The following is a 9,061-nucleotide window of genomic DNA, read 5'->3' as shown; positions in this document are numbered from 1 at the left end:
TAACCCGAAGGTCGTCGGTTCAAATCCGGCCCCCGCAACCAAATTTCACGCATTTCCTACGCTCAGGAAGGCGGTCGCTGCGAGGCGACAATCAGGGTAAAGCGCCAAGCCCCGATTTGATATCGGGGCTTTTTGTTATGTGCAATTTACTCTGAATCTATTTCTATCTGGGCTATATGCCCTTTTTTCGTTTTTCGGAGGGTGACTTTGGCTACGTTGGAACAACGTTTGACCGATCTGCTCGAGGCTCCGGTCGTTGCCTTGGGTTTTGAACTGTGGGGTATCGAGTTTATCCGTGCGGGTAAGCACTCGACCCTGCGCGTTTTCATCGACTCGGAGCAAGGCGTGACGGTGGAAGACTGTGCCGAGGTGAGCCGCCAGGTCGGCGCCATCATGGATGTCGAAGATCCCATCACCGAGGAGTACTACCTTGAGGTGTCTTCCCCGGGTCTGGATCGTCCACTGTTCAAGGTCGCCCAGTTCGAAAAATACGTTGGCCAGGAGGCGGCGGTAACGCTTCGGATGGCAACAAACAACCGCCGCAAGTTCAAAGGCGTAATCAAAGCCGTGCAGGGGGACATGATCACTCTGACGGTAGATGGTAAGGACGAGGTGTTGGCTTTCACCAATATCCAAAAAGCGAACATAGTGCCGAACTTTGGTTAACGAGGCTATCGGATATGAATAAAGAGATTTTGCTGGTCGTTGACGCTGTGTCCAACGAGAAGGCTGTCCCCCGCGAGAAGATTTTCCAGGCTCTGGAGACTGCGCTGGCGACTGCGACCAAGAAAAAATACGAAGGCGAGATTGAAGTGCGTGTCGAGATCGATCGCAAGACCGGTGACTACGACACCTATCGCCGTTGGGTCGTGGTGGCCGATCAGGCTTCCATGGAGAACCCGTACGGGGAAATCACCCTCGAAGCCGCTCAGATCGAGCAGCCGGATATCCAGATCGGCGACTATGTTGAAGACCAGATTGACTCTGTGACCTTCGACCGTATCACCACCCAGACCGCCAAGCAGGTCATCGTGCAGAAAGTGCGCGAGGCTGAGCGTTCCCAAGTCGTTGACCAGTTCAAGGACAAGGAAGGCACCATCATCAGCGGCGTGGTCAAGAAGAGCAACCGCGACAACGTGATCCTGGATCTGGGCAGCAATGCCGAAGCCGTGATCTTCCGTGACGACATGCTGCCCCGTGAGACCTTCCGTCCCGGCGACCGTATCCGTGGCCTGCTCTACGCCGTGCGTCCGGAAGCCCGTGGTTCCCAGCTGTTCGTCAGCCGCTCCAGCCCGGACTTCCTGAAAGAGCTGTTCCGCATCGAAGTGCCGGAAATCGGCGAAGAGATGATCGAAATCATGGGCGCCGCCCGTGATCCGGGTTCCCGCGCCAAGATCGCGGTGAAGACCAACGATCGTCGTATTGACCCGATCGGTGCCTGTATCGGCATGCGTGGTGCCCGCGTTCAGGCCGTCTCCGCCGAGCTGAGCGGTGAGCGTGCCGACATCGTGCTGTACGATGACAACCCGGCCCAATACGTGATCAACGCCATGGCGCCAGCCGATGTGGCCTCCATCATCGTCGATGAAGACAACCACACCATGGACATCGCCGTGGAAGCCGCCAACCTGGCCCAGGCCATCGGCCGCAACGGTCAGAACGTGCGTCTGGCCTCCCAGCTGACCGGTTGGGAACTGAACGTGATGACCGTCGAGGACATGCGTGCCAAGCACCAGGCCGAGAACGACCGCATCCTGACGCTGTTCACCAGCACCCTCGATATCGACGACGATTTCGCCGGCCTGCTGATGGAAGAGGGCTTCTCCACTCTGGAAGAGATCGCCTTCGTCCCGGTCAACGAGCTGCTGGCCATCGACGGTCTGGATGAAGACATGGTCGAAGAGCTGCGCAAGCGTGCCAAGGATGCCCTGACCACCAAGGCCCTGGCCAAAGAAGAATCCTTTGAAGGCGTCGAGCCTTCCGAAGAACTGCTCAATCTCTCCGGCCTCGGCCGTGAAATGGCCTATGCCCTGGCCGCTCGCGGTGTCGGCACCCTGGAAGATTTGGCAGAGCAAGGTATCGATGACCTTGCCGACATCGAAGAGTTGACCGCCGAGAAGGCTGGTGAGCTCATTATGGCTGCTCGCAATATCTGTTGGTTCGGAGAAGAGCAGTCTGAATAAGGTCAAACGGAGGAAAATGAATGGCAGAAGTATCAGTTAAGCAACTTGCCACTGACATCGACACGCCGGTTGATCGTCTTCTCCAGCAGTTTGTCGATGCCGGCATCGTGAAGAGCAAGGCCGACGACATGGTCAGCGAGTCTGAGAAACAGACTCTGCTGGCACATCTGAAGAAACAGCATGGAGGTGACGAGGTCACCGCACCTGCTCGCATGACCTTGCAGCGCAAGACCAAGAGCACTCTGAGTGTTCAGGGGTCTGGTGGCAAGAACAAGGAAGTGCAAGTAGAAGTGCGCAAGTCTCGCACCTATGTAAGACGCTCGGCGCTGGAAGATGAACAGCGCCAGGCGGAAGCCGAGGAAACAGCGCGTTTGGAAGCAGAAGAAAAAGCTCGTCGCGAGGCCGAAGAGAAGGCCCGCCTCGACGCTGAAGAGAAGGCTCGCCGTGAGGCTGAGCAGGCTCGTCGTGAAGCTGAGGAAAAGGCGCGGATCGAGGCACAACAGAAGGCTCGACAGGCTCAACAGCCCGCCAAAGCAGCCGGTAGCACAGCTCAGCAAGAGGCAGAAAAGATGGCCAAGCGCGAAGCAGAAGAACTGAAGCGCCAACAGGAACAGACAGCTTTGCAAAAAGCTGAAGAACTCGCCGCGAAGAAAGCCGAAGAGGCTCGCATCATGGCGGAACAGAATGCGGCCCGCTGGGCTGAAGAAGAAGCGGCTCGCGCCAAAGAGAGCAGCGATTACCATCTGACCACCAACAAGCACGCGCAAGCGGCCGAAGATGAGTTGGATCGTAAGGAAGAGACCAGCCGTCGCACGGCTGCCGCTGCCAAGGCGCCGAAGAAAGTCGGCCGTCGCGAAGACGACCGCAATGACCGCAACTCCCGCGATCCCCGTGCCCGTAAAGGCAAGCGTGGCAAGATGGCCATGCCGAACGCCATGAAACACGGCTTCAACAAGCCGGCTGCCGTGGTCAACCGTGACGTCGTCATCGGCGAGACCATCACAGTGGCGGAGCTCGCCAACAAGATGGCCGTCAAGGGCGTTGAAGTCATCAAGGTGATGATGAAGATGGGTGCCATGGCCACTATCAACCAGGTGATCGACCAGGAGACCGCTCAGCTGGTCGCCGAGGAGATGGGTCACAAGGTAGTGCTGCGCCGTGAGAACGAGCTGGAAGAGGCGGTACTTAGCGATCGTGACGAGACCTCCGAAGCCAAGCCGCGTGCGCCGGTCGTGACCATCATGGGTCACGTCGACCACGGCAAGACCTCGCTGCTGGACTATATCCGTAAAGCCAAGGTCGCCGCGGGCGAAGCCGGTGGCATTACCCAGCACATCGGTGCGTACCACGTACAGACCGACAGCGGGATGATCACCTTCCTGGATACCCCGGGTCACGCGGCGTTTACCTCCATGCGTGCTCGCGGTGCCAAGGCGACCGACATCGTGGTGCTGGTTGTTGCAGCTGACGACGGCGTGATGCCGCAAACCATCGAAGCTATCCAGCACGCCAAGGCGGCCGGTGTGCCGCTGGTTGTTGCGGTGAACAAGATCGACAAGCCTGAAGCGGATCCGGATCGCGTCAAGACCGAGCTGGCCCGTTACAACGTCATGTCCGAAGACTGGGGTGGTGATTGCCAGTTCGTGCACGTCTCCGCCAAGTCTGGCGAAGGCATCGACGACCTGCTGGAAGCCATCCTGATCCAGGCCGAAGTCTTGGAGCTGAAAGCCGTGGTTGACGGCATGGCCAACGGCGTCGTGATCGAATCCTTCCTGGATAAAGGTCGTGGTCCGGTTGCCACCGTGCTGGTACAGGAAGGTACTCTGCGTCAGGGCGACATCGTGCTGTGCGGTCTCGAATACGGCCGGGTTCGCGCCATGCGTGACGAACTGGGTCGCGAGATCAAGGAAGCGGGTCCGTCCCTGCCGGTGGAAATTCTGGGTCTGTCCGGCGTTCCCTCTGCCGGTGACGAAGCCACGGTCGTGCGTGACGAGAAGAAAGCCCGTGAAGTGGCGCTCTACCGTCAGGGCAAGTTCCGCGAAGTCAAGCTGGCTCGCCAGCAGAAGGCCAAGCTGGAAAACATGTTCGCCAACATGACCGAGGGCGAAGTGTCCGAAGTGAACGTGGTGATCAAGGCCGATGTACAAGGCTCTGTGGAAGCGATCTGCGATGCGCTGGTCAAACTCTCCACCGACGAAGTGAAGGTGAAGATCGTGGGTTCCGGCGTAGGTGGCATCACCGAAACCGACGCGACCCTGGCCGCGGCTTCCAGCGCCATCCTGGTGGGCTTCAACGTCCGTGCCGACGCTTCTGCGCGCAAGGTCATCGAATCCGAGAGCCTGGATCTGCGTTACTACTCCGTCATCTATGACCTGATCGACGAAGTGAAGCAGGCCATGAGCGGCAAGCTGGCTCCTGAGTATCGTCAGGAAATCATCGGTCTGGCTGAAGTGCGTAGCGTCTTCAAGTCGCCGAAGTTCGGCGCCGTTGCCGGCTGTATGGTCACCGAAGGTGTGGTCAAGCGTTCCAACCGCATTCGCGTTCTGCGTGACAACGTGGTTATCTATGAAGGCGAGCTGGAATCCCTGCGCCGCTTCAAGGATGACGTCAACGAAGTTCGCAACGGCTACGAGTGTGGTATCGCGGTCAAGAACTACAACGACGTGCGCGAAGGCGACCAGATCGAGGTGTACGAGACTGTTGAAATTCAACGGACTCTGTAAGCCGAGCGTTAGACAAAATAGGGGGCCGCGGCCCCCTTTTATCGCAGGATAGAATATGGCCAGAGAATTCAGCCGGACCCGTCGGGTCGGACAGCAGATCCAGCGTGAAATCGCGCTGATCCTGCAGCGCGAGGTGAAAGACCCGCGCATCGGCATGGTGACCGTCTCCGACGTGGAGGTCTCCAAGGACCTCAACTATGCCAAGGTTTATGTCACCTTCTTGCAACTGGAGAATGACGCCGAGCGCATCAAGGAAGGGCTCAAGGGCCTGACCGAGGCTGCCGGTTACATCCGCAGCCTGCTGGGCAGCGCCATGCGTCTGCGGGTGGTGCCCGAGCTGCGTTTCTACTACGACCAGACCCTGGTCGAGGGGATGCGCCTCTCCAACCTGGTGACCAACACTGTGCGTGAAGACAAGCGTCGCATGACTGAAGCCGGTCGTGACGAAGAGCAATCCGCACCGGATGACACGACTGAGGATAACGCCTGAGATGTCTCGTAGACGTCGTTTCAAAGGCCGTGACGTACACGGCATCCTGCTGCTGGACAAACCGACCGGCCTGACTTCCAACGATGTGTTGCAGAAGGTCAAGCGGATCTACAACGCCGCCAAGGCTGGCCATACCGGCGCCCTGGACCCCCTGGCCACCGGCATGTTGCCGATCTGCCTCGGGGAGGCCACCAAGTTCTCCCAGTATCTGCTGGAAGCGGACAAGCGCTATGAGGTGACCGCCAAGCTGGGCGAGCGCACCAATACCAGCGACTCCGACGGCGAGGTGGTCTCCACCCGTCCGGTGAACGTGGCCGTGGGTACCCTGATCGAGGCGCTGGACCAGTTCCGCGGCCCCATCATGCAGGTGCCGTCCATGTACTCCGCCCTCAAGCACAACGGCCGTCCGCTCTACGAATATGCCCGTGAAGGGATCGAGATCGAGCGGGAAGCCCGTCCCATCACCATCTTCGAACTCAAACTGCTCGGCTTCGAGGGGAACGAGGTGAAGCTGGAAGTGCATTGCAGCAAGGGTACCTATATCCGCTCCCTGGTGGACGATCTGGGGGAAGTGCTGGGCTGTGGCGCTCACGTCACCCAACTGCGTCGCACCCAGGTGGCCAGCTACCCCTACGAGCGGATGCTGACCCTGGAGCAGCTCGAGTGTATCTTCGAGCAGGCCAAGTCCGAAAGCATTCCGCCACGGGAGCAGTTGGATCCCCTGCTGTTGCCGATGGACACCGCCGTGGCCTCTCTGCCCGAGGTGAACATGCTGGTCGCCGTGGCCGCCTATGTGAACCAGGGTCAGGCCGTGCAGGTGGCAGGTAGCCCCCAAAGCGGCCAGGTCCGCATGACGGTTGGCCCGGAGCGCGAATTCATCGGGGTTGGCGAGATCGATGACGAGGGGCGCGTGGCGCCCAAGCGTCTGGTTCGCTACCACGACGAGGAGTGATCCTCAGGCGGTATCGGTCTGTCACGCGTCTTTCCCGTTGCGAAAAGGGGCGGGGACGATTATGATACCGCCCTCATTTCACGGCTGAATTAGAGATTGGCTGTGAACCTTTAAACACTCTACTGGAGTAATACCATGTCTCTAAATGCTGAGATCAAAGCTCAAATCGTTGCCGACAACGCTCGTGGCGCCAACGACACCGGTTCCCCCGAAGTGCAAGTTGCCCTGCTGACTGCCCAGATCAACCATCTGCAAGGTCACTTCAAGGAGCACGCCAAGGATCACCACGGTCGTCGCGGTCTGCTGCGCATGGTTTCCCAGCGTCGTAAGCTGCTGGACTACCTGAAGCGTAAAGACGTTCAGCGTTACGCTGCTCTGATCGCCAAGCTGGGTCTGCGTCGTTAATCGACCATCAGATTTCGCAAAAAAGGGGAACCGCGAGGTTCCCCTTTTTTATTGCCCGTTTCAAACAGGATGCAGGCCGTTGCCTGCCTCACAGAATTGACGTCCGCGCTTACCTTTTGATGCGAATCAAGTATACTTGCACGCGAATTTAAAGCGCCAAATTGTTAAAAGGAAATTCACGTGAATCCTATTGTAAAGTCATTCCAGTACGGTCAACACACCGTCACACTGGAAACCGGTGTGATGGCCCGTCAAGCCACTGCGGCCGTCATGGTCAGCATGGACGATACCTGTGTCTTCGTGACTGTCGTTGGCAAGAAAGAGGCCGATCACGGCCGTGATTTCTTCCCGCTGACCGTCAACTATCAGGAGCGTACCTATGCTGCTGGTCGTATCCCGGGTGGTTTCTTCCGTCGTGAAGGCCGTCCGAGCGAGGGTGAGACCCTCATCTCCCGTCTGATCGACCGTCCCATCCGTCCACTGTTCCCGGAAGGCTTCCTCAATGAGGTTCAGGTGGTTGCCACCGTCATGTCCGTGAACCCGGCCGTTTCTCCCGACATCGTTGCCATGATCGGTGCCTCCGCGGCCCTGGCCATCTCCGGCATCCCGTTCGGCGGCCCGATCGGTGCAGCCCGCGTGGGTTACATGAACGGCCAGTACGTGCTGAACCCGACCACCACCGAACTGCCTCAGAGCGATCTGGATCTGGTGGTTGCCGGCACTGCCAATGCGGTGCTGATGGTGGAGTCCGAAGCGGCCATCCTCTCCGAGGAGGTGATGCTGGGCGCCGTGGTCTACGGTCACGAGCAGATGCAGACCGTGATCAACGCCATCAATGAATTCGCTGCCGACGTCGGTACCAAGCCCTGGGACTGGACCCCGCCTGCCGTCAACGAAGCGCTGAAAGCCAAAGTTGCCGAACTGGCCACAGCTGAGCTGGGTGAAGCCTACCGTATCACCGAGAAGGCTGTTCGTTACGAAACCATCGCTGCCATCAAGGGCCGCGTGGTCGAGCAAGTCATCGCATCCGGCGTGGAAGAAGATGCCAAGAAGATCGGCGAAGAGTTCCACAGCCTGGAGAGCCGCATCGTCCGTGGTCGCGTCGTACGTGGTGAGCCGCGTATCGACGGTCGCGATCCGGAAATGATCCGCGCCCTCTCCGTCGGTACCGGCATCCTGCCCCGTGCCCACGGTTCTGCCCTGTTCACCCGTGGTGAAACCCAGGCCATCGTGGTGGCCACGCTGGGTACCGAGCGTGACGCCCAGAACATCGACGAGCTGACCGGCAACCGTGCCGATCGCTTCATGCTGCACTACAACTTCCCGCCCTACTGCGTCGGCGAGACCGGCATGATGGGCAGCCCGAAGCGTCGTGAAATCGGTCACGGCCGTCTGGCCAAGCGCGGCGTTGCTGCCGTGATGCCGAGCGCCGCCGAGTTCCCGTACGTGGTGCGCGTGGTCTCTGAAATCACCGAATCCAACGGCTCCTCCTCCATGGCGTCTGTCTGTGGTTCCTCCCTGGCGCTGATGGATGCCGGTGTGCCGATCAAGGCCTCCGTTGCCGGTATCGCCATGGGTCTGGTGAAGGAAGAAGAAGGTTTCGTCGTGCTGTCCGACATCCTGGGTGACGAAGATCACCTGGGCGACATGGACTTCAAGGTAGCCGGTACCAGCGAAGGCGTGACCGCGCTGCAGATGGACATCAAGATCGAAGGCATCACCAAAGAGATCATGGAGATTGCCCTGAAGCAAGCTCGTGGCGCTCGTCTGCACATCCTGAAAGTGATGGACGAAGCTATCCAGGCTCCCCGTGCTCAGATCTCCGATTTCGCACCGCGCATCCACACCATCAAGATCAATCCTGAGAAGATCAAGGACGTGATCGGCAAGGGTGGTTCCGTGATCCGTGCACTGACCGAAGAGACCGGCACCAACATCGAGCTGGATGATGACGGTACCGTTCGCATCTCCGCCGTGGCCAACGAAGCCGCCATGGAAGCGATCCGCCGCATCGAGGCCATCACCGCCGAGATCGAAGTGAACCGCATCTACGAAGGCAAGGTCGTGCGCCTGGCTGACTTCGGCGCCTTCGTCAACATCCTGCCGGGTAAAGACGGTCTGGTGCATATCTCCCAGATCACCGATGCCCGCGTACAGAACGTGGCCGACTTCCTGAAAATCGGTGACGTGGTGAAGGTGAAGGTACTGGAAGTGGACCGTCAGGGCCGTGTGCGTCTCTCCATCAAGGAAGCGAACGCACCGACCGAAGCGGCTGCTGCTCCTGCTGCCGTTGCCGTCGAAGAGCCGG

Annotated in this window: 7 protein-coding genes; all 7 read left to right on the top strand. The window is 59.2% G+C overall.

The features are described from left to right. The first annotated feature begins 207 nt into the window (after window positions 1–207). Complete coding sequence (gene rimP / locus AACR77_RS04315) at window positions 208–666, top strand: ribosome maturation factor RimP (protein WP_010675370.1); 459 nt, start codon at window positions 208–210, stop codon at window positions 664–666. Between the two features lie 14 nt (window positions 667–680). Beyond that, entirely contained in the window at window positions 681–2,183 is a 1,503-nt protein-coding gene (nusA, locus tag AACR77_RS04310; RefSeq protein ID WP_039040286.1) for a transcription termination factor NusA, read from the top strand. Between the two features lie 20 nt (window positions 2,184–2,203). Beyond that, window positions 2,204–4,906 carry a translation initiation factor IF-2 gene (gene infB, locus AACR77_RS04305; protein WP_039040285.1) on the top strand — a complete coding sequence of 901 codons (2,703 nt, stop codon included), beginning with the start codon at window positions 2,204–2,206 and terminating at the stop codon, window positions 4,904–4,906. A gap of 55 nt (window positions 4,907–4,961) precedes the next feature. After that, window positions 4,962–5,396, top strand: a complete 435-nt coding sequence (rbfA, locus tag AACR77_RS04300; RefSeq protein WP_010675366.1) for a 30S ribosome-binding factor RbfA — start codon at window positions 4,962–4,964, stop codon at window positions 5,394–5,396. Between the two features lies 1 nt (window position 5,397). Then, window positions 5,398–6,348, top strand: a complete 951-nt coding sequence (gene truB, locus AACR77_RS04295; RefSeq protein WP_042879963.1) for a tRNA pseudouridine(55) synthase TruB — start codon at window positions 5,398–5,400, stop codon at window positions 6,346–6,348. Window positions 6,349–6,483: 135 nt separating this feature from the next. After that, window positions 6,484–6,753: a 30S ribosomal protein S15 gene (gene rpsO, locus AACR77_RS04290; protein ID WP_010675364.1), complete on the top strand. Its 270-nt coding sequence runs from the start codon at window positions 6,484–6,486 to the stop codon at window positions 6,751–6,753. Window positions 6,754–6,933: 180 nt separating this feature from the next. Further along, window positions 6,934–9,061 (top strand): polyribonucleotide nucleotidyltransferase (gene pnp, locus AACR77_RS04285; RefSeq protein WP_042879965.1); only part of this gene is annotated, 2,128 nt, incomplete at its 3' end.

This window comes from Aeromonas sp. ZOR0002 (assembly GCF_963866995.1).
In the GTDB taxonomy this organism is placed as follows: domain Bacteria; phylum Pseudomonadota; class Gammaproteobacteria; order Enterobacterales; family Aeromonadaceae; genus Aeromonas; species Aeromonas caviae.
Note: the sequence above shows the minus strand (reverse complement) of the source record. Positions and strands in the feature narration are given on the sequence as shown.